The sequence below is a fragment of the Terribium retamae genome, from assembly GCF_022347545.1.
In the GTDB taxonomy this organism is placed as follows: Bacteria; Pseudomonadota; Alphaproteobacteria; order Rhizobiales; family Rhizobiaceae; genus Mesorhizobium; species Mesorhizobium retamae.
The window spans coordinates 21,206-41,691 of the sequence record NZ_JAKREW010000003.1 but is presented as its reverse complement, the minus strand read 5'-3'; the positions used below and the strand labels follow the sequence as shown (position 1 = coordinate 41,691).

At 60.6% G+C, this 20,486-nt stretch carries 18 protein-coding genes; 9 read left to right on the top strand and 9 right to left on the bottom strand.

From position 1 onward, the window contains the following. The first annotated feature begins 107 nt into the window (after positions 1-107). Positions 108-947: an AAA family ATPase gene (locus tag L4923_RS05090; protein ID WP_239362552.1), complete on the top strand. Its 840-nt coding sequence runs from the start codon at positions 108-110 to the stop codon at positions 945-947. 135 nt (positions 948-1,082) lie between these two features. Further along, positions 1,083-1,526, top strand: coding sequence for a GNAT family N-acetyltransferase (locus L4923_RS05085; protein ID WP_239362550.1), 444 nt, complete (start codon positions 1,083-1,085; stop codon positions 1,524-1,526). Between the two features lie 38 nt (positions 1,527-1,564). Here the strand turns inward: L4923_RS05085 and L4923_RS05080 are convergent, their stop codons facing one another. After that, a complete protein-coding gene (locus L4923_RS05080; RefSeq protein WP_239362549.1) occupies positions 1,565-2,605 on the bottom strand; it encodes a glycoside hydrolase family 25 protein in 1,041 nt (346 codons plus the stop codon). Positions 2,606-2,783: 178 nt separating this feature from the next. Between L4923_RS05080 and L4923_RS05075 the strand changes: the two genes are divergently transcribed. Continuing rightward, positions 2,784-3,974: a vWA domain-containing protein gene (locus tag L4923_RS05075; RefSeq protein ID WP_239362548.1), complete on the top strand. Its 1,191-nt coding sequence runs from the start codon at positions 2,784-2,786 to the stop codon at positions 3,972-3,974. Positions 3,975-4,059: 85 nt separating this feature from the next. Here L4923_RS05075 and L4923_RS05070 read toward each other — a convergent pair whose 3' ends face one another. The 6 genes from L4923_RS05070 to L4923_RS05045 all read right to left on the bottom strand — a co-directional run bounded on the left by L4923_RS05070 (position 4,060) and on the right by L4923_RS05045 (position 12,006). Continuing rightward, a complete protein-coding gene (locus tag L4923_RS05070; protein WP_054313823.1) occupies positions 4,060-4,644 on the bottom strand; it encodes a CarD family transcriptional regulator in 585 nt (194 codons plus the stop codon). Positions 4,645-5,007: 363 nt separating this feature from the next. Continuing rightward, complete coding sequence (fdxA, locus tag L4923_RS05065; protein WP_024922886.1) at positions 5,008-5,346, bottom strand: ferredoxin FdxA; 339 nt, start codon at positions 5,344-5,346, stop codon at positions 5,008-5,010. Positions 5,347-5,496: 150 nt separating this feature from the next. Beyond that, a complete protein-coding gene (locus tag L4923_RS05060) occupies positions 5,497-5,883 on the bottom strand; it encodes an RNA-binding S4 domain-containing protein (RefSeq protein ID WP_239362872.1) in 387 nt (128 codons plus the stop codon). 46 nt (positions 5,884-5,929) lie between these two features. Then, a complete protein-coding gene (locus tag L4923_RS05055; protein WP_239362547.1) occupies positions 5,930-9,259 on the bottom strand; it encodes a helicase-related protein in 3,330 nt (1,109 codons plus the stop codon). A 711-nt stretch (positions 9,260-9,970) separates the two neighbouring features. Further along, positions 9,971-10,696, bottom strand: coding sequence for an acetoacetyl-CoA reductase (gene phbB / locus L4923_RS05050; RefSeq protein WP_239362546.1), 726 nt, complete (start codon positions 10,694-10,696; stop codon positions 9,971-9,973). Between the two features lie 125 nt (positions 10,697-10,821). Beyond that, positions 10,822-12,006 carry an acetyl-CoA C-acetyltransferase gene (locus L4923_RS05045; protein WP_239362544.1) on the bottom strand — a complete coding sequence of 395 codons (1,185 nt, stop codon included), beginning with the start codon at positions 12,004-12,006 and terminating at the stop codon, positions 10,822-10,824. 301 nt (positions 12,007-12,307) lie between these two features. Here L4923_RS05045 and phaR point away from each other — a divergent pair, with 301 nt between their 5' ends. Next, the gene (gene phaR, locus L4923_RS05040; RefSeq protein ID WP_239362542.1) at positions 12,308-12,916 is read left to right on the top strand and encodes a polyhydroxyalkanoate synthesis repressor PhaR; all 609 of its coding nucleotides are present in this window, start codon (positions 12,308-12,310) and stop codon (positions 12,914-12,916) included. Here phaR and L4923_RS05035 read toward each other — a convergent pair. Then, a complete protein-coding gene (locus L4923_RS05035) occupies positions 12,913-14,448 on the bottom strand; it encodes a malonate--CoA ligase (protein ID WP_239362540.1) in 1,536 nt (511 codons plus the stop codon). The genes phaR and L4923_RS05035 overlap by 4 nt on opposite strands. Positions 14,449-14,592: 144 nt before the next feature. On the opposite strand from L4923_RS05035, the gene L4923_RS05030 reads away from it, so the two are divergent. After that, a complete protein-coding gene (locus L4923_RS05030) occupies positions 14,593-15,660 on the top strand; it encodes a dipeptidase (protein ID WP_239362538.1) in 1,068 nt (355 codons plus the stop codon). Between the two features lie 10 nt (positions 15,661-15,670). On the opposite strand, the gene L4923_RS05025 is transcribed toward L4923_RS05030, so the two are convergent. Further along, positions 15,671-15,916, bottom strand: coding sequence for a hypothetical protein (locus L4923_RS05025; RefSeq protein WP_239362535.1), 246 nt, complete (start codon positions 15,914-15,916; stop codon positions 15,671-15,673). Positions 15,917-16,124: 208 nt separating this feature from the next. On the opposite strand from L4923_RS05025, the gene betI reads away from it, so the two are divergent. The 4 genes from betI (at position 16,125) to L4923_RS05005 (ending at position 20,423) form a co-directional block, all read left to right on the top strand. Then, complete coding sequence (betI, locus tag L4923_RS05020; protein WP_239362534.1) at positions 16,125-16,847, top strand: transcriptional regulator BetI; 723 nt, start codon at positions 16,125-16,127, stop codon at positions 16,845-16,847. Positions 16,848-16,902: 55 nt separating this feature from the next. Continuing rightward, entirely contained in the window at positions 16,903-17,979 is a 1,077-nt protein-coding gene (locus L4923_RS05015) for an ABC transporter substrate-binding protein (RefSeq protein ID WP_239362533.1), read from the top strand. Beyond that, positions 17,979-19,271: a flavin monoamine oxidase family protein gene (locus L4923_RS05010; protein ID WP_239362532.1), complete on the top strand. Its 1,293-nt coding sequence runs from the start codon at positions 17,979-17,981 to the stop codon at positions 19,269-19,271. The genes L4923_RS05015 and L4923_RS05010 overlap by 1 nt, the downstream gene beginning before the upstream one ends. A 108-nt stretch (positions 19,272-19,379) precedes the next feature. Continuing rightward, complete coding sequence (locus L4923_RS05005; protein WP_239362871.1) at positions 19,380-20,423, top strand: extracellular solute-binding protein; 1,044 nt, start codon at positions 19,380-19,382, stop codon at positions 20,421-20,423. Positions 20,424-20,486 lie beyond the last annotated feature (63 nt).

Here is a 20,486-nt window from a genome sequence, read left to right as displayed (position 1 = left end):
CCAGCGCCAGCGAATTGCGAATTCGGCAGCCGGCATTCGATTGCCGACTGCCCTTGCACCCCGCCATTCCCCTCCTTAGGCTCGCGCCGGCGAATGAGGAGTTATCGATGCGTTTTGAAGGAACGTCGGCCTATGTCGCCGATAAGGACCTGATGGTGGCGGTGAATGCCGCAATCGCGCTGGAACGACCGCTGCTGGTCAAGGGCGAACCGGGCACCGGCAAGACCGAACTCGCCCGCCAGGTGGCCGCCGGCCTTGGCCTCGATCTCATCGAATGGAACGTGAAATCCACCACCAAGGCACAGCAAGGCCTCTACGAATATGACGCCGTGTCGCGCCTGCGCGACAGCCAGTTGGGCGACGCGCGCTTCAACGACATCCACAACTACATCAAGCGCGGTAAACTATGGGACGCCTTTGCGGCCGGCAGAAAGATCGTGCTGCTCATCGATGAGATCGACAAGGCCGACATCGAGTTCCCCAACGACCTGTTGCAGGAACTCGATCGCATGGAGTTCTTCGTCTACGAGACCGGAGAGACGATCCGTGCCACTGTGCGCCCGATCGTGATCATCACGTCCAACAACGAGAAGGAACTGCCGGACGCCTTCCTGCGCCGCTGCTTCTTCCACTACATCCGCTTCCCCGATGTCGACACGCTGCATCGCATCGTCGACGTGCACTACCCCGGCATCAAGCAGAACCTGGTGCGCGCGGCGCTGACTCAGTTCTACGAGATCCGCGAGGTGCCGGGTTTGAAGAAAAAGCCATCGACGTCTGAGGCGCTCGACTGGATTCGGCTGCTGGTCGCCGACGACGTCTCGCCGGAAGACCTGCGTGGAGATCCGAAGAACGCCCTGCCCAAACTGCATGGCGCACTGCTCAAGAACGAGCAGGACGTGCATCTGTTCGAACGCCTGGCTTTCATGGCGAGGCGCCAGGGATAAACGGCAGCGGCCTTCAAAGGGCGCATCTGTTTTTCCGAAACCGAAGCTATCTAACAACGGAAAGACGTCGGCTGTGCCATCGCATTGGCACAGCCGGGCAGATACAAGGGCCGGGCACCAAAGGGGACCCGAACCATGACCGTTACCGTCCGCCCGCTTGAACAGTCGGATCACGCCGAATGGCACCGGCTGTGGACCGCCTACCTCAAATTCTACAACACCGTTCTACCGGAGGAGACCTATCAGCTCACCTGGAAGCGGCTGTTCACGCCTGGCGACTACGAGCCGCGCGGCTTCATCGCCCTCGTCGACGGCAAGCCTGTCGGCCTCACCCACTACATGTACCATCGCTCCTGCTGGGCCGAAGCGAACAACTGCTATTTGCAGGATCTGTTCGCTGATCCCGAAATTCGCGGCAAAGGCGTCGGCACAGCCCTGATCGATGCGGTCAGGCAGGCCGCCAAGGCGGTTGGCGTCATCAATGTCTACTGGATGACGCATGAAACCAATGCCACGGCGCGCAAGCTTTACGACCGCGTGGCTCGCCGCACAGGTTTCATCGAATACGATCTGATGTAGTCACAAGAGATGGCGGGACCGCTCGGTCCCGCTTTTCCTCAGCTGGATTTATCGGCGACCCAATCGTGCCACTCGTCTTCGGAACCATGGAAGGCGTTGAGGTCGATCTTGCCGGCCACGCCATGCGACAGGCCTGAACCCGAATACTGCCAGAACACCCACTTGCGGCCGGGATAGACCTTGGACGGATGCTGGGCGACCGCGCGCAACCAGAACGGATAGTCCAGGAAGGCTCCCCTCAGATTGTCGCGGTAGAAGTCGGGCGCGGTGTAGATGATCGGACGCTGGCCGTAATGCCGCTCCAGCCTGTCCATGAACACTTGCATCTTCTCCAGCACTTTCTCGCGTGAAAGACGGCGCTTGCAGCTGGATTCGCCGTTGTATTCGACATCGATGACCGGCGGCAAAGCACCCGGCACTTTTGGCACGTTGCGAATGAACCAGTCGGCCTGTTCACTGGCGACGCGGCACCAGTAGAAGAAATGATAGGCACCGCGACGCAACCCAGCTTCGTGTGCTTCGCGCCAGTTCTTCCTGAACATCGGATCGAGATGGTCACCGCCATCGGTGGCCTTGATGTAGGCGAAGTTGGCGCCTTGGCTGCGCAGCCTTGCCCAGTCGATGTCGCCCTGCCAGCGTGAAACGTCCACGCCGTGTACGGCAAGCTGCCTCGGCGAGGTGGCGCGGCCGAAATTGATCGGCTTGGCGTCACGGAAGCGACGTGCATAGACCTCGCCGCGCACGATCGCTGCCTTGCGGATCACCGGCTTTTCCGATGGGGTCCGTATCGCCGGCCTCATGGCCGGCAGGGGCATGCTGGGTTCGGAGCCCGCGAAGGACCCGGTTCCGGGAATGGGCGCTTCCGGAATTGGCGCCGTCATCGCCATTTGCGGCGCAGGCGCGTCACGCAGTTCTGTGCCCACGCTGGCGGTCGGCACCGGGCTGTTCGGCCGGGTGATCGAACTGGTCGTCTCGGATGATGGTCCCGGCGCCAGGACGTCGTCCATGCCCGAGCTGGAGGCACAGCCGGCGAGCGCCGCGCAGGCAAGCAGGATTGCCGACACCGTGGTGAAACGCATGAGAACCCGTACGCAAAACAAGAACCGGAGACGGGCATCGATACCAAAACTCCCGCCAAGGGAATTGCTAACGGGAAATTACCAAAAAAGGCTGAATCTTATTTTTACCATGAGTGTGGCAACGCGGCAGTGTCGACCCGCCCTTGCCTCTCCGACCTCCCCGACGCACATTGGCACCATGTTCATCCCGTTCTTCCTCGAGCTGAAAGCCGCCAAGGTTCCCGTGTCGCTGCGGGAGTATCTGACGTTGCTGGAAAGCCTGGAAGCGGATCTCGTCAGCTATGACGTCGAGGGTTTCTATTACCTCGCCCGCGCCGCGCTGGTGAAGGACGAGCGGCATATCGACCGCTTCGACCAGGTCTTCTCGCACTATTTCAAAGGAGTGGAGGCCATCTCGGGCGAAGGCGGCGTCGACGCTGCCGCATTGCCGGAAGAGTGGCTGCGCCGGCTGGCTGAAAAGACACTGACGGAAGATGAGAAGAAGCTCGTCGAAGCGCTCGGCGGCTTCGACAAGCTGATGGAGACACTGAAACAGCGGCTGGAGGAGCAGAAGAGCCGCCACCAGGGTGGTTCGAAATGGATCGGCACGGCCGGCACCTCACCTTTCGGTGCTTATGGCTACAATCCCGAAGGCGTGCGCATCGGCCAGGCAGAAAGCCGGCATCGTCGCGCGGTGAAGGTGTGGGACAAGCGCGAATTCAGGAATTTCGACGACTCCGTCGAGCTTGGCACGCGTAACATCAAGGTGGCGCTGAAGCGCCTCCGTCGCTGGGTGCGCGAGGGCGCGGAAGAAGAACTCGATCTGCCGGGCACCATCCATGCCACAGCCGAGCATGGCTATCTCGACGTGCAGACTCGGCCGGAACGGCGCAATGCCGTCAAGCTTCTGATGTTCTTCGATGTCGGCGGCTCGATGGACGATCACATCAAGGTGGTGGAGGAATTGTTCTCGGCGGCCCGCGCCGAATTTCGCCAGCTTGAATATTTCTACTTCCACAACTGCCTCTATGAGGACGTCTGGAAGGACAATCGCCGCCGCTACAGCGAGAAGATCCCGACCTTCGACGTGCTCCACAAATACGGCCACGACTATAAGGTGATCTTCGTCGGCGACGCCTCGATGAGCCCTTACGAAATCGTCTCCCCTGGCGGCGCGGTCGAACACTGGAACAAGGAAGCGGGCGCCATCTGGCTACAGCGAGTACTCGATCAGTGGCCGAACGCGGTCTGGCTGAATCCCACCCGCGAACAGCATTGGGGCTACACCCATTCCATCAGCATGATCCACGACATCTTCGGCGGCCGCATGTATCCGCTGACATTGACCGGCCTCGAAACCGCGACAAAACAATTGTCGCGAAAACACTGATCCCGTTCTTTGTCGTGTTGCGCACGTCAGCCAACAAAAAAACCCGGCCGCATGGCCGGGTTCTTGAGTCAAACAGAAGGCCCGATCAGGCAGCTTCTTCCTGTTCGGTTTCCTCGTTGTCGGCCTTGGCGCCACGCTTAGGGCCCTTGTTGAGGTTGACCTCGATCAACCGGACCGCTTCGGTTTCCGACATGCGGTTCACAGCCGCGATCTCACGGGCCATACGGTCCAGGGCAGCTTCATAGAGCTGGCGCTCGGAGTAGGACTGCTCCGGCTGGTTTTCGGCTCGATAGAGATCGCGTACGACTTCCGAAATCGAGATCAGGTCACCGGAATTGATCTTCGCATCGTATTCCTGGGCGCGGCGCGACCACATGGTGCGCTTCACGCGAGCGCGGCCCTGTACGACCTTCAGCGCGCGGTCGACATAGTCGGTCTCGGAAAGCTTGCGCATGCCGATCGAGGTCGCCTTGGCAACCGGTACCTTCAGGCGCATCTTGTCCTTTTGGAAATCGATGACGAACAGCTCCAGCTTGTGGCCCGCTACCTCTTGCTCGTCGATCGAGACAATCTGGCCGACGCCATGCGCCGGATACACGATGAACTCGCCGGTTTTGAAGCCGTGACGGGCTGCTGATGCGGACTTCTTCTGCGGGGTTGTGGTTGCCATTACGCCCTGAACTCCTTGTTGTGACGCCGGCAGGCCTCTGCCGGCAGAACTGGGGCTGCCGGATCACGTCCGGCCTGGGATGCCACACAACAAGCGAAATCCTCCGGAAAAAGCCTGCGCCGGCCAACCGCACAATTGCGTTCGCCTGGCCCAGAATGCTCTGGTCCGGAAATTGGAATTCACCTTTCGATGATTAAGGGCGTTTGCGCCATAAATCGACGTTGTGTCACCGGCATGTTTTTTATGTGTAACACAAAAAGTCGCAAGAATCAAGATTTTGCTGCATGCGCGAAGGACAAGCACTACCGCGCCTGTCAAGACGGTTAGCACAATCCTGCTGTTGCAGCGGTCTGTCTTGAAGCGTCAGTCGCCGCCACCCGGCTCCGCGGAGAAGTACTTTTCGAACTTCTCGGTCTCACCATCGAACTGCTTGGCGTCGGCCGGCGCGTCCTTCTTGGTGGTGATGTTGGGCCACTTCTCGGCGTATTCGGTGTTGATCTGCAGCCATTTGTCGAGGCCTGGCTCGGTGTCCGGCTTGATCGCGTCGGCGGGACATTCCGGCTCGCAAACACCGCAGTCGATGCACTCGTCCGGGTGGATGACGAGCATGTTCTCGCCTTCATAGAAACAGTCGACCGGACAGACCTCGACGCAATCCATGTATTTGCATTTGATGCAATTATCGGTGACGAGGTAGGTCATGGCCTGCTCCGGGAAAACCCCGTTCTCTTCTCTATTGTTGCCGGTCAGGTAACGTCTTTGACCAACGCTTGCAAGGCCGGCATGTTCTAACGAATTAGCCCAGGCGGGTTTTGAATTCCAACGGCACTACCGCAATAGATCCCAAGATTCTCAATCCTCGTCGCGCAGGCGATCGGTTTGCCGCCTTTCCTTCTTGGTCGGACGGCCGCTACCCGTATCGCGCAGGGGCACGATCGCGTCGGGCAGCGCTTCCCTGCGGGCCGTCGGAACGGGCGACATATCCTCATAGAGGGTCCGCGCTTCTTCGGCCGGACCTCGCCGCAGCCCGGGCGCAAGAACTTTCCAGACGAGAATACGCCCGTCGAGGGTGATGGTGAGAACGTCACCTACCTTCACCAGATCGGACGCCTGCGCTGCTTTGTCGCGGTTGATGCGAACCCGTCCTGCAACCGCCAGCTTCGCCGCAAGCGAGCGCGATTTGACCGCACGGGCAAAAAACAGCCACTTGTCGATGCGCTGACGTCCCTCGGCAACCATCGGTTCAAAGACCATGGCAGCGCGCCGGGGGACGCAGGCCGGCCATCTACTTCTTCAGCTGGTCGCGCAGTGCGGCCAGCTTGGCGAAAGGCGAGTCCGGATCGAAGCGAGCCGGGCGCTCCTCGCGGGGCTTCCCCTGGAACGAGGGCTTGCCGCCCTTGCCTTCCGGCCGGCGACCATCCTGCTTGCCCTTCCAGTCTGGACGACCGTCGCGCCTGTCTTGGCGTTCACCGTGCGGTTTGCCGACGGGGCGGTCCTGCCGCCCGCCCTCGCCGTTGGCGCGACCCTTGAAGCGGTCGCGCGAGAAGCGTTCGCGGCCATTGCCCTGGTCGGTGCCATCGCGCTCGGAGCGCTGGCGGCTCTGATCGCCTTGCGGGTTGCGAGCGCCACGCTGATGGCGATTGTCGCGGCGGTGATGATCGAAACGCGCCTGGCGCCACAACAGGATCGGCTTCGGCTCTTCTGCCTCTGTCTTCGCCGCCTCGCCGTTCGGCGTTGCGTCCGCGCTTTCGTTCGCGACGGCCTCCGCCTGCTGCGCGGTCTCGTCGGCATGTGGCTCGACGGCCTCAACCGTTTCCGTCGCAACATCAGCGGTCGTTGCTGCGTCTAGCTGATCCTCAGCTTCGATCACCTCTGCCGACTTTGCGGTCTCAACAGCGTCGGTGCCCGCATCGGCGCCTTTGGTTTCAGATGCGTCTGCGACCTCGACCTCCGTTGCTTCAGCAACCGGCTCGGACGTCGGTTCGACGTCGGTTGCAGCAGAGTCACCCTGCGCACTTTCTTCGGCAGCCACGGTTTCGGCTTGCTCGACCGTCTTCGCGGCGGCATCAGCCGCCGCTTTCGCTTCCGCCGCTTTCGCTTCCGCGGCTTCGCGAGCGGCCTGGTCCAGCGCCTCGAGCTTGGCCTTCACGTCGGCTGCCGGCTTCGGCTCGGCGCGGTAGCCGAGACCTTTGAGGATCTCTTCCATATCGTCCGCGGTGGCGCCGAGGATCGACATCATCGGCGGCGTGACCATGAAGGACTGGCCGTCATAGGCTCCGTCCGGACGCGCGCCCAAACCCGGCTTCCAGTTGGTTGCCGGCCGTATAAGGTCAGCCAGCCGCTCCAATATGTCGACACGCACTGCCCGGCGGCCAAGATTGCGATAGCCGGCCAGCCGGTAGAACGCTTTGTCGAAGGCTGGATCGATCACGATGGAGGTACGCCCCGAAGCCAGTGCATGCACAACGTCGCCGAAGCCCGGCTTGTCCTTGCCGTCGTCCTTCAACGCCCAGAGCAAGGTCACCAGGCCTGCCGGGGCCGGCTTGATCAGTGATGGCACGAAGACATGGTAGGCACCGAAACGCACGCCAAGCCGCCTCAGCGCGGCGCGGCCTTCCTGATCCAGCGAGCGCATTTCTTCAGCGATGTCTCGGCGATTGATCAGGCCGAAATGTTCGACGAGTTGGAAGGCGATGCCGCGTGCGATGCCGGTGAGCTGTTCGGCGTTCTTCAAATCCACCAGCGGCTTCAACAGAAGCTCGATCTGGAAATTGACGAAACGCTCGGCACGCGCCGCCACCTTGTCGCGGGCGGGGCCGGTGAGTTGCTCGTCGGCCAGCAGCACCAGACGGGGCTTGAGCGCGTCTTCGCCAGCGACCAGCGTGCCGATCGGCGCGCCGATCCAGCGCAGCACGCCATCGGAACCCAGTGCGATATCGTTGTTGCCGGACGCCGCGAAGCGCTCCGCGCGTGCCTCGAACTCCGAGGCCAGCGCCTTTTGCGCAGCGGTGCGCACGGCCTTGGCATCCTCGCCGCCGGCGCCGGGGTCTGCCGTGAAGCGGAACCCCTGCAATTCGCCGACGTGATGGCCCTCGACGAGGACGGTTCCGGTAGGGCTGATTTCGGCTTCAGGCATGGTATTTTCTCTAAGGCGCCGCATGAGGACGGAAGTCCTGCGATCAACGAAGCGTTTCGTCAACCGCTCATGTAACGCGTCTGACAATCTGTCTTCGATTTCCCGTGTCTTTTCTTGCCAGTGTGTCGGATCGGCAAGCCAACCTGGACGATTGGATACGAAAGTCCACGTGCGAATCTGCGCGATGCGATGCGAAAGCGTATCGATGTCGCCTTCAGTCGTGTCCGCGCGTCGTACCTGTTCGGCCATATAGGTCTCGTCGACATGGCCCCGCTTGGCAAGGTCCATGTAGATGGAGGCGATGAGGTCAGCGTGCTGAGCCGGCGCGATCTTGCGATAGTCCGGAAGCGCGCACGCTTCCCACAGCAGGGCTACCCGTTCGCGGCCGGTGGCGAGCGCCCTGATCTCTCCGTCCTTCGACAGAAACTCCAGCGCCTGTGCATCGACAGCCGGCAGCGCCCGAGTCAACCCTTCCACTGGTGCATTGGTTTCGATCGAGCGCTTCAGCGCATCGAGGCTGGAGAAGTCGAAGCTGGCTGTGCGCCACTGCAACACCTTCACCGGCTCGAAATCGTGGCTTTCGATCTTCTGCACGAGATCTTCGTCGAAGGGATCGACCTGCCCGGTGACACCGAAGGTGCCGTCGCGCAGATGGCGGCCGGCGCGGCCGGCGATCTGGCCGAGTTCGGCAGCGGTCAGGTTGCGGTATTGATAGCCGTCAAACTTCCTATTTTGCGCGAAGGCGACATGATCGACATCGAGGTTAAGCCCCATGCCTATCGCGTCGGTCGCGACTAGGTAATCGACGTCGCCTGACTGGTAGAGTGCGACCTGGGCATTGCGCGTGCGTGGGCTCAGCGCGCCCAGCACAACTGCCGCACCACCCTGCTGCCGACGGATCAGCTCGGCAATGGCGTAGACCTCATCGGCTGAAAAGGCGACGATGGCAGATCGGCGCGGCAAGCGGGTGAGCTTCTTCGAACCGGCATAGGCAAGATGCGACAGGCGCGGCCTGGTCACCACCGACACGCCTTTCAGCAGTTTCTGCAGAATGCCGTGCATGGTGGCCGCGCCAAGCAGCAGCGTCTCCTGCCGGCCACGCAAGTTGAGGATACGGTCGGTGAAGATATGCCCGCGCTCCAGATCGCCAGCCAACTGCACCTCGTCGATGGCAACGAAAGCGGCGTCGGTCTCGCGCGGCAGCGCCTCGACGGTGTGCACCGAATATTTCGCCCCGGCCGGCTGAATCTTCTCCTCGCCGGTCACCAGCGCAACCTTGTTTGCACCGACCTTTTCGCAAAGCCGCGCATAGACCTCGCGCGCCAAAAGCCGCAGCGGCAGACCGATCAGGCCGCTCTCATGCGCAACCATGCGTTCGATGGCGAGATGCGTCTTGCCGGTGTTGGTAGGCCCAAGCACCGCCGTGACGTCGCGTCCGGACAGGATCAAAGGCCCGGTAGGTTTGGGGTGAATGTTCATCGGCCCGAAGAAAAAAGCCTTTTGTCATATTTGGGACCGGTCCCGCCCGGCGACAGCGCACACATAGGCATTCACAGGCACGAGCGAAAGCAGAATGTTCGCAAAACCGTCGCATCCGGAAGCTCCAACGAACGATGTGCACCGCCCGATTAACATTCGGAACGAGTCTGGAACGAATCGGCGACGAATCGCTGACTCGTCGTGATTCGTGTTTTGTTCACGGCTATATGTGGGCGCTTCGATGGGGATTCGCACCATATGCTGAATCGGCTAAACGCTCCAGGCGAACATGGAACCCAGCGGCTATTAACTTTTGCCGACAATCGATATCCGAACCAACGCCGGGTAACGGAGGGTTTCCCCTAACCAGCTGAAATCGTAAGGTTTTCTTAAATAGAATTAAGCGTTTATGTAATCCGAGCCGCGATTTTCATTAACGCTTCGACCAAAGACAGAACGAATCGGCGACGAATCGGCGATCTGAGAATTTTCCCGCTTTGTTCACCCCAACATGTTGTGTTGTGCACAGCTTGTCCACCGATGATTCACAGTCTTGGGGAATGTTTGTTCAATTCGCACCGATCCGTCGTTAACGTTTGCGTGCCGTATCGGCACAGCCAAGCGCAATGCCGTCGGCGCGCCCATGCCTTCCGTCCAATGGTTCGGAAAAGCAAACGGGCCGCAAAGCGGCCCGCCCTAAAACAAGGTTCCTCAGGCGAAGTATTGCCCGCCATTGGCCGAGATTGTGGAACCGGTGATAAAACCCGCTTCCTCGGAGGCCAGGAACACGACGCAGCGCGCAATCTCTTCCGGCTCGCCCAAGCGTCCTACTGGAATCTGCGGAATGATACGCTCGTTGAGCACCTTTTCGTCGATCGCTTTCACCATCTCGGTAGCGATGTAACCGGGGCAGATCACGTTGACGGTGATGCCCGCACGCGCTCCTTCTTGAGCCAGAGCCTTGGTGAAGCCGATGTCGCCGGCCTTCGACGCCGAATAATTCGCCTGGCCAGCCTGGCCCTTCTGCCCATTGATGGACGAGATGGTGATGATGCGGCCAAACTTGCGGTCACGCATGCCGTTCCATAACGGATGCGACATGTTGAAGACGCCGGAAAGGTTGGTATCGATCACTTCCTTCCACTGCTGTGGCGTCATCTTGTGGAACATGGCATCGCGGGTGATGCCTGCGTTGTTGACCAGCACTGAAACCGGGCCGAGGTCGGCTTCGACCTGTTTGATGCCTGCCGCGCAGGCCTCGTAATCGGCGACCGACCATTTGTAGGTTTTGATCCCTGTTTCTGCCGAGAACTTTGCCGCAGCCTCGTCGTTGCCGGCATAATTTGCGGCGACGTTGTAGCCGGCATTCTTCAAAGCGATCGAGATTGCGGCGCCGATACCGCGCGACCCACCAGTGACGAGTGCGACTTTACTCATGCGTTTCCCCTTTTTGCTGCATCTTCATTTTGATTGGTCCGTGTAGCGGACTTCTTGAACCTGACCCTTGTGACGAGCCTTTGACATGAAACGGGCGGCACTTTGGCCGCCCGTTCTATTTTCGATCAGAGTGCCTCGACACACATCGCCACGCCCATACCGCCGCCGATGCATAGGGTGGCCAGCCCCTTCTTCGCCCCGCGCCGCTTCATCTCGTAGACCAGCGTGTTGAAGATGCGCGCGCCCGAAGCGCCGATCGGGTGACCGATCGCGATGGCACCGCCATTGACGTTGACGATGTCCGGATTCCAGCCGAGCCCCTTGTTGACCGCACAAGCCTGCGCTGCGAAGGCCTCGTTGGCTTCGACGAGATCGAGATCGGAAACCTTCCAACCGGCCTTTTCCAGCGCGCGCTTCGAAGCCGGGATCGGGCCTGTGCCCATCACCGAAGGGTCGACGCCGGCAGTCGCCCAGGAGGCGATACGGACGAGCGGGGTGATGCCGCGGCGGGCGGCTTCCGCTTCCGTCATCAACAACGCGCCGGCGGCGCCGTCATTGATGCCCGAAGCGTTGGCAGCGGTCACCGTACCGTCCTTGTCGAAAGCCGGCTTGAGCTTGGTCATGGCATCCAACGTGGCGCCGTGACGGATGTACTCGTCCTGATCGATGATCGTATCGCCTTTCTTGCCCTTGATGGTGAAGGCGACGATCTCGTCCTTGAACTTGCCTGCCTTCTGCGCCGCTTCCGCCTTGTTCTGCGAGGCAAGGGCGAAAGCGTCCTGATCATCGCGGGTGATCTGGAATTGCTTGGCGACGTTCTCGGCGGTGATGCCCATGTGATAACCGTTGAAGGCGTCCCACAGGCCGTCCTTGATCATGGTATCGATCATCTTGTAGTCGCCCATCTTCACGCCGGCGCGCAGATGTTGCGCATGCGTCGACAACGACATCGATTCCTGGCCGCCGGCCACGATCACCTTCGCATCGCCGCTGGAGATCTGCTGCATGCCGATGGCGATCGCGCGCAAGCCCGAGCCACAGACCTGGTTGAGGCCCCAGGCCGTCGTCTCGATCGGCAGACCGGCGTTGATCGACGCCTGTCGCGCCGGGTTCTGGCCCTGAGCGGCGGTCAGCACCTGGCCGAGGATAACCTCATCGACTTCCCCAGCCTCGACGCCCGCCCGCGACAGCAACTCGCGGATCACCACGGCACCCAGCTCATGCGCGGGCGTCGCCGCGAAGGCTCCGTTGAAGGACCCGACGGCTGTGCGCGCGGCACTAGCGACGACGATGGCATTGGATGCGGACATGTTCTTCTCCAGACCTCGATTTGAGCGGTTTGAAACCTTCGGTATGACTTTTCTTGCTGGTTCGAGCGCTTGAGTCAAATTGGAAATCCGTCCCCTTTTCACCCGCTTTTCAGCTGTGCAAACCATGCTGCGCAGCATGTTGCGGCATGTTGCGCAGCATATTGCAGCGCGGAAAAGATGACTGGAACTTCCGCACTGCACAAACCGCTTGGAATTGTGACGGTTTTGCGCATATCCTCGACAAGGGAGTAATCGTTACCGGCTGCTTACCAGCGTGCCGGTATCCGCGGGAGGATGCTGAATGGCGGCGAAAGACGAACCGGTGGTCATCAAGAAATACGCCAACCGCCGGCTCTACAACACAGGCACCAGCACCTACGTGACCCTCGAGGATCTCGCCGAAATGGTGAAGAAAGGCGAGGAGTTCACCGTCCAGGATGCCAAGACAGGCGACGACATCACCCACCCGGTGCTCACCCAGATCATCTTTGAGCTGGAAAACAAGGACGGGCAGAACATGCTGCCCATACCTTTCCTGCGTCAGCTCATCGCCTTTTATGGCGACCAGATGCAGATGATCGTGCCGTCCTTCCTCGAACAGTCGATGATTGCCTTCTCCAAGGAGCAGGAGCGCTTCCGCGACCAGATGAAGTCGGCGCTCGGCAAGACGCCGATGGACATGATGAAACTGCCCACGCCGATGAAAGCGTTGGAGGAGCAGACCCGTCGCAACATCGAGATGTTCCAGAACGCCATGCGCATGTTCACGCCGTTCCCGGGCGCAGGATCGGCCCCATCGAACAATGCCCCCGAGCCGGCCAAGTCCGAACCGTCGGAAAAGGGAGACGATCTGCAGGAGCTTAAGGAACAGATCGCTGCCATGCAGCGCAAGCTCGACAAAATGTCTTAGAGCGCTGCGTCTCTACCCTTCGCCGTAAAGGTCTCGGCAAACTGCACGCGCAGGAGATTCTTCTGCACCTTACCCATCGTGTTGCGCGGCAGTTCATCGACCACGAAGATGCGGCGCGGCTGCTTGAAGCGCGCGAGATGTGATGTCAGTCCGGCCAGCAGGTTGGTTTCGTCCAGCACAGCTCCCCTGCTTGCAGTTACCACGCCAACGACCCCTTCGCCGAGATCAGGATGCGGCACGCCGATCACCGCCGATTCCGCTACGCCTGGCATCCCGTCGAGCACAAGCTCGATCTCCTTGGGATAGATGTTGTACCCGCCGGCGATGATGAGATCCTTGGCGCGGCCAACAATGGTCACGTAGCCGTCGGCATCCTGCGTGGCGAGATCGCCGGTGATGAAATAGCCGTCCGGGCGAAATTCCTGTGCGGTCTTCTCCGGCAAATTCCAATAGCCCTTGAAGACATTGCGGCCCTTCACCTCGATCACACCGATTTCTCCTGCCGCGACAGGCTTTCCCGTATCCGGTTCCGCGATGCGCACCGAAACGCCGGCCAGCGGCTGGCCCACGGTGCCGGCGCGGCGCTCGCCATCATACGGATTCGATGTGTTCATGTTGGTTTCGGTCATGCCGTAGCGCTCAAGGATACGCATCCCCGTGCGCGCTTCGAAGTCGCGATGGGTCTCGGCCAACAGCGGCGCGCTACCGGAAACGAACAGGCGCATATGCCGGACCAGATCCTGCGTCAGGCGCGTGTCGGCAAGCAGCCGCGTGTAGAAGGTCGGCACGCCCATCATCGTGGTCGCGCGCGGCATGTTCGCCACGAGATCGTCGATATCGAGACCGGGCAGGAAGATCATCGACGCGCCGGCGAGCAGGATGACGTTGGTGGCAACGAACAAACCGTGCGTATGGAAGATCGGCAAGGCGTGGATGAGCACATCGTCCTTCGTGAAGCGCCATGCCCCCACCAACGCCTCCGCATTCGACAGAAGATTGTCATGCGTCAGCATCGCGCCCTTCGAGCGCCCGGTGGTGCCGGAGGTGTAGAGGAAAGCGGCGAGGTCATGTGGACCGCGCTCGATGGGCTCGTAGCTTTCCGTTTGCCCGGCGGCGCGTTCCGCAAGCGTGCCCGAACCGTCGCCATTGAGGGTGAGCAGCACGGCTCCCGCCTTGTCCGCCACCGGCTGCAGCGCCGTTGCATCAGCACCGTCGCAGATCAGAAGTTTTGCGTCGGCGTCGCTGACGAAATAGTCGACCTCGGCGGCTGTGTAGGCTGTGTTGAGCGGCAGGAACACCGCACCCATTCGCACGGCGGCGGCATAGACCGCGAGCGCTTCCGGCGATTTCTTCGCCTGCAGCGCCACGCGATCGCCAGGCTGTATCCCGGCGCCGACCATGGCATGCGCGATGCGCGCGGACAGTTTCAGAAACGCGGCATAAGAGATGCTGGAGCCATCTCTAAGGGCAAGGAAAGCACCGTCGTTGGCTTCGTGCGGCCGAAACAGCGCGTCGTAAAGCGTATTGGTCAAGCAAGGCTCCGGCGGTTCGAAACGAATGCTCTTTCCAGCACGGCTTTCACGCAGTGACAAGCACAAGCCCTTCCCTGGCATTTGCGTGTGCCTACAACGCGCCCTAAGTAGGTCGCGTCCCCTTCAAACAGCTGAAAGCCCGCCATGACCGAGACCGACCTGATCCCCGTCTTCGACGGCCACAACGATACGCTGCTCAAACTCTATCAGTCCGGCCGCTCCGACGTCGAAAAGCTGTTCATCGAAGGATCGCCGGCCAGCTGGCACATAGACCTGCCGCGGGCCAGGAAGGGCGGGCTCGCCGGGGGCATGTTCGCGATCTTCCCACCGCCGCAGGAGGAGCGCAAGGCCAAGGACGACGGCGTGCCGGCCATGCCGTCCGACAACGAGCCGTTGCCGCCGGAACTGTCGCGCGAATTCGCTCGGGAGACGACACTCGGCATGGCCTCGATCCTGCTGCGTCTGGAACGAGCAGGCGCGCTGACCATCTGCCGTCGCGCCGCCGACATCCGCGCGGCTATGGAAAATAAGTCGATCGCGGCTGTCTTCCACATCGAGGGCGCCGAGGCGATCGACACCGATCTTGCCATGCTTGACGTGCTTCATGCCGCAGGCCTCCGCTCGCTCGGTATCGTCTGGAGCCGTCCCAACGCCTTCGGTCACGGCGTACCGTTCCGTTTTCCGTCCTCGCCTGACACCGGCGACGGTCTCACCGAAGCGGGCAAGGCCTTGGTCAAGGCCTGTAACCAGCTCAGGATCATGATCGATCTGTCCCACCTCAACGAGAAGGGGTTCCGCGACGTTGCCCGGCTTTCCAATGCACCGTTGGTCGCCACCCATTCCAACGTACATGCATTGTGTCCGCATTCGCGCAACCTCACCGATTGGCAACTCGGTGCCATCCGCGACACCGACGGCATGGTCGGCCTGAACTATGCAACGGGGTTCCTGCGTGAGGATGGCCGCATGAACTCGGACACGCCGCTGGAAACCATGGTGCGCCACGTCGACTATCTGGTGAAGGCGCTGGGCGAAGACCGCGTCGGCCTGGGCTCGGATTTCGACGGTGCCATGATCCCGGCTGCGATCGGCGACGCTGCCGGCCTGCCGAAGCTTCTCGATGCATTGGCCAAGCATGGCTACGGCCGCTCGCTGATCGAGAAGATCGCCTACCGCAACTGGGTGCGCGTATTGGAAAAGTCGATCGGATAGTATCTTCGGCTTATCCGTTGCCTACCCGCTTCAGCCATGTCTCGCCGACACCGCGATTGCGGATGATCGGCAAGGGGTCTTCCGCATCCAGCCTAGAGCAGATGCGGTAGACCTCGAGGGTCTCGGCGTTCATCTCGCCAAGTTTATAGAAATACATGGCCGCGGCATAACGCGTGCGGCCCGACCAAGGCTGCCCCAGCGGCGTCCTGACCAGCATCCACTGTTCCGCCGCTTCCGTCTCGTCCCGTTCGGTCATCGTGGCAGCCCATATTTGCTCGGCCAGCGCTGGCGGCGGCCTGTCGTGATCTTGGCACAGGCATGTTTGCCTTGTCTATATTGAATGAATGTTCAGCAAATTTTGTTGCGTTTTCACACTGACCGGTTAGGCTTTGCTGCGTCAGATTTTTCGGTCAAAGATCATGCGATAAAACGATGAGATCACCGCGGCCGGAGATGTTTTGCCAATGAAGACAATCGAGATGGAAGACGAGCCCACCGAGGTGGATCGTCCAAGTGGCCCTGAGAAACGCGGTCGCAAGGCTTCCAAGGAAGTCCGCCGCCAGCAGCTCATCGAGGCAACGATCGATTCACTGGCCAAGCGCGGCTATTCCGAAACGACGATGGCGGATGTGGCGGATGGCGCGAAACTGTCGCGCGGCATTGTCAACTTCCATTTCGAAAGCAAGGAAAAGCTGCTCGTTGCGACGCTGCAATATATGTATGACGAGTATTCGGCGCATTGGCGCAACGCCTATGAGAAGGCCGGCGACAACACTGCCGACCAGTTGAAGGCCTTGGTTGCGGCAGATTTCGACCGCGCCATCTGCAACAAGCGCAAGCTGGCGGCATGGTGTGCCTTCTGGGGCGAGGCCAAGTCCCGCCCTACTTATCAGGCGCTGTCGGGTGCGCGCGACACCGCCTACCAGAACTTGCTCTCCGATCTATGCAGCAGGCTGAAAACCGAGGCTGGTTATGACTTCGAACCCCAGGCTCTGGCGCTGGCGCTCAGCGCCCTTTTGGAAGGACTCTGGCTGCGCTTGATGATGGGATTGGAAGACGTCAGCCGTGAGACTGCATTGCAGGCGGCAAACGCGTTCCTGCTTACGGCTTTCCCGAAGCACTACACCAGCGAGAAAAACGGCCTTCAGAGACTTGATACCCGGGAAGCGCCTCTCCTCATGAAGTGACAGAGGACACGACAATCAGACGGGCATCAGCCCGCATAACCAAGGGGAACGAAAAATGAAGACGAAGATTTGTCATTGGATGACAGCGCTCGCCGTGGCGAGCACCTTGACGATACCGGCGGCAGCGCGTGCGGCGGGCAGCGATCTCGTGATCTTCGATTGGGCTGGCTACGAACTGCCCGAGTTCCATCCGAAATACACCGAGAAGTACGGCGATGCTCCAACCTTCACCTTCTTCGGCGATGAAGACGAAGCCTTCGAGAAAATGCGGTCCGGCTTCAAGGCGGATCTTGCTCATCCCTGCTCCCAAAGCGTCGTGAAGTGGCGCGACGCGGGTTTGCTCCAGCCGCTCGATACGACGAAGATCAACGCTTGGAAGGATCTCAATCCCGGCATCATGAAGATGAAGAATCTCGCCACCTCCGACGATGGTACGGCCTGGTTCATGCCGTGGGACTGGGGCAATTCGCAGCTCACCTACAATTCGGAAAAGGTGGACGAAAAGGACATCCAGTCGCTGAAATCCCTCGCCGATCCGAAATTCCAGGGTCGCGTCTCCATCCCCGACAATGTCGACGACGCCTATGCATTGGCCTCCCTGGTCATCGGCCTCAAGGACTGGACCCAGATGACCGACGAGCAGTTCCAGCAGGCATCGGATTTCCTGCGCCAGGTGCACAAGAATGTCCGCCTCTACTGGACCGACACCACCAACATCGTGCAGGCACTGACTGGCGGCGAGATCGATCTGGCCTGGGCCTGGAATGACGCCACGGCACAGTCGGTGCTAGCCGACGCCCCCATCAAGGCCAAGCCGGATACCCAAGAAGGCATCTCGACCTGGGTCTGCGGCTATGTCCGCCTGAAGGACGCATACGGCAACGCCGACCAGGCTTATGATTATCTCAATGCCATTAATGAGCCGGACGTCGCCAATGTGCTGGTCAAGGACTGGGGTTACGGCCAGGCGAACACCAAGGGCATGGCTGCCGTGGATGCGAAACTGCTGAAGGATAAGGGCTATGACGACGTCGAGAAATTCATCGACAAGACCCTTTTCCAGTCACCCATTCCGACGGAACTCAAGCAGAAGATGATAGCCGAGTTCGAGAAGATCAAAGCGGGATACTGATGGTTCACGACGTCATCGTTGTCGGCGCCGGCTTTGCCGGCCTTTCGGCAATGCTTGCCCTGCGTGATGACGGGCTCGACGTCTTGGTATTGGAAGCGCGCGAGCGTATCGGCGGGCGTGTCGAGGCGCAGACCAATTCCCTGGGTGAACGATACGACAGTGGTGGCCAGTTCCTGTGCGAGGACATGCCGGAAGTGATGGGGCTGGCAAGGCGCCATGCCCGAACGCTGGTATCGACGCCGGTCGATGGCGCCTTCACCCTGCAACCTCCGATGCCGGAAAAGGACGGCGCGGCGCTCTGGGCTGCAAGCGCCGCGATCCGCGACCGCATGAATGCAATCGATCCGAACGATCCAGGCATCCGCTGTCTTAGCGTAGCGGATTGGCTGGCGCGACAGCAGGACGATACACAGGCGAAATCGGCGTTTCGCTCGACGATCGAAGGTCTTTGGTGCCAGGCGATCGAGACCATGCCGGTCTGGCACCTCATCGACAATGATCGCCGCATAACCAACGAAGTCCCGGAGCTGCAATACTTCCTGGGCGAGACCATGCATGCGCTGGCCGAGGATCTTGTAGCGGGTTTCGAAGGCCGTATTCATCTGTCGACACCTGCACTGGAAATCCGGCACGGCGCAGACGGCGTGTCGGTGGTGACATCGCAGGGCCTTTTGCAGGCGCGGCATGTAATCATCGCTGTGCCACCTGTAATGGCAAATCGGATCGTCTTCTCGCCGCGCCTCCCGCCTACACTTACCCATGCACTTGGCGTCTGGAGCAGCGGCGCCGTCATCAAAATGCGCTTGCGATACCCCCGCGCCTTCTGGCGGGACCAGGGCCGCAACGGCATGGTTCTATGGCGCGACGTCCACGGACTTTTTGCCTGCGACACCAGCCGCGACGACAACCATCCTGCACTGGTGGTCTTTGCCGGGGGGCCGCTGGCGTTGCGGCTGCGGCAATCGAGCGAAGGCCGAATGAGAGCTGAGGTGATCGACCGGCTCGCTGCTGCGCTGGGAACCGAGGCGCGCGGCCCGCTCGACTTCGCGATCCGCGACTGGACCGACGATCCATGGAGCGGCGGCGGCTACAGCGACATTGTTGCCGATTTTTCCGCGCATGACGCTGAGGACGTGCTCCGTGCTGGCGCACCGCCAGTTCATTTCGCCTGTTCCGAACTCTCGCCTTCATTTCCGGGCTATATCGAAGGCGCTATCATCAGTGGCCGCCTCACTGCCGAAGCGGTGCTGGAGATGTTCCACCAGCCGGTCGGCCTGGACCCGCTGGCCTAAGCTTTTCTGCCTCTCGTCAGCCAGTAAAAACTCCTCTACCGTCGCGGGAATGCGGTTTTGCGATAGGGGAGCTCTCGCGTCATGGCCTTCACTTTTCGCCGAATCATCATGGCCACAACACTGGCCGGAACGATCGCCGCGACCGCGGCACTCGCCGCTGGCGGAGACCTCGTTGTCTTTGACTGGTCGGGCTACGAAGACCCGCAGTTGCATACCGACTACGCTGCCAAGCAAGGTGGTGAACCGAGCTTCTCATTTTTCGGCGATGAGGACGAAGCCTTCGAGAAAATGCGAGCCGGCTTCAAGGCCGATGTCAGCCATCCTTGTGCGCAGAGCGTGGTGAAATGGCGTGAAGCGGGTCTGCTGCAGCCGCTGGACACGTCTCGGATCGCCGGCTGGAAAGATATCAACCCCGGCCTGATGAAGATGAAGGATCTTGTCAGCACCGCCGACGGAAAAGCCTGGCTATTGCCGTTCGATTGGGGAACGTCCTCGCTCATCTATCGCACCGACAAGGTCACAGCCGACGACGCGAAATCGCTGCGCATCTTCGCCGATCCGAAATTCGAGGGTCGTGTCACCATCGGCGACAATGTCGACGACGCCTATGCACTGGCCTCTCTCGTCGTTGGCCTGAAGGACTGGACCAAGATGACGGATGCACAATTCAAGGAGGCTTCCGATTTCCTGCGCCAGGTGCACAAGAATGTGCGCTTCTATTGGACCGACGATACTTCGATCAATCAGGCCTTCACCGGCGGCGAGATCGACCTCGCCTGGGGCTGGGCCGAAACCTACGTCACGTTGAAAGGTCAGGGCGTGCCGTTGGAAATGAACCAGGATACCAAGGAGGGTCTATCCACCTGGGTGTGCGGCTATGCGCTGTTGAAAGATGCCACGCATGTCGACGAAGCTTATGATTTCCTCAACGCCGTCAATGCGCCCAACGTTTCGAACTACCTGGTGACGGCCTTCGGCTATGGTCACGGCAACGCCGCCGGCATGGCAGCGATCGACACGAAAGTGCTCGCCGAACGCGGCTTCGACAATCTGAATGCTTTCCTCGACAAGACGTTGTTCCAACAGCCTCTGCCGGTGGAGCTGAAACAGCGCATGATCGCCGAGTTCGAGAAGATCAAAGCGGGTTATTGATCATGCTTTTGTGGTGCGGGTCTGGCATATCTGGACGTTTTGAGCCGATTTATTTATAAGCCC

Bases quoted from the DNA above. Each gene is read 5' to 3' on its own strand.
- L4923_RS05090 (WP_239362552.1), top strand. From the start codon at position 108: ATGCGTTTTGAAGGAACGTCGGCCTATGTCGCCGATAAGGACCTGATG.
- L4923_RS05085 (WP_239362550.1), top strand. From the start codon at position 1,083: ATGACCGTTACCGTCCGCCCGCTTGAACAGTCGGATCACGCCGAATGG.
- L4923_RS05080 (WP_239362549.1), bottom strand. From the start codon at position 2,605: ATGCGTTTCACCACGGTGTCGGCAATCCTGCTTGCCTGCGCGGCGCTC.
- L4923_RS05075 (WP_239362548.1), top strand. From the start codon at position 2,784: ATGTTCATCCCGTTCTTCCTCGAGCTGAAAGCCGCCAAGGTTCCCGTG.
- L4923_RS05070 (WP_054313823.1), bottom strand. From the start codon at position 4,644: ATGGCAACCACAACCCCGCAGAAGAAGTCCGCATCAGCAGCCCGTCAC.
- fdxA (WP_024922886.1), bottom strand. From the start codon at position 5,346: ATGACCTACCTCGTCACCGATAATTGCATCAAATGCAAATACATGGAT.
- L4923_RS05060 (WP_239362872.1), bottom strand. From the start codon at position 5,883: ATGGTTGCCGAGGGACGTCAGCGCATCGACAAGTGGCTGTTTTTTGCC.
- L4923_RS05055 (WP_239362547.1), bottom strand. From the start codon at position 9,259: ATGAACATTCACCCCAAACCTACCGGGCCTTTGATCCTGTCCGGACGC.
- phbB (WP_239362546.1), bottom strand. From the start codon at position 10,696: ATGAGTAAAGTCGCACTCGTCACTGGTGGGTCGCGCGGTATCGGCGCC.
- L4923_RS05045 (WP_239362544.1), bottom strand. From the start codon at position 12,006: ATGTCCGCATCCAATGCCATCGTCGTCGCTAGTGCCGCGCGCACAGCC.
- phaR (WP_239362542.1), top strand. From the start codon at position 12,308: ATGGCGGCGAAAGACGAACCGGTGGTCATCAAGAAATACGCCAACCGC.
- L4923_RS05030 (WP_239362538.1), top strand. From the start codon at position 14,593: ATGACCGAGACCGACCTGATCCCCGTCTTCGACGGCCACAACGATACG.
- L4923_RS05025 (WP_239362535.1), bottom strand. From the start codon at position 15,916: ATGACCGAACGGGACGAGACGGAAGCGGCGGAACAGTGGATGCTGGTC.
- betI (WP_239362534.1), top strand. From the start codon at position 16,125: ATGAAGACAATCGAGATGGAAGACGAGCCCACCGAGGTGGATCGTCCA.
- L4923_RS05015 (WP_239362533.1), top strand. From the start codon at position 16,903: ATGAAGACGAAGATTTGTCATTGGATGACAGCGCTCGCCGTGGCGAGC.
- L4923_RS05010 (WP_239362532.1), top strand. From the start codon at position 17,979: ATGGTTCACGACGTCATCGTTGTCGGCGCCGGCTTTGCCGGCCTTTCG.
- L4923_RS05005 (WP_239362871.1), top strand. From the start codon at position 19,380: ATGGCCACAACACTGGCCGGAACGATCGCCGCGACCGCGGCACTCGCC.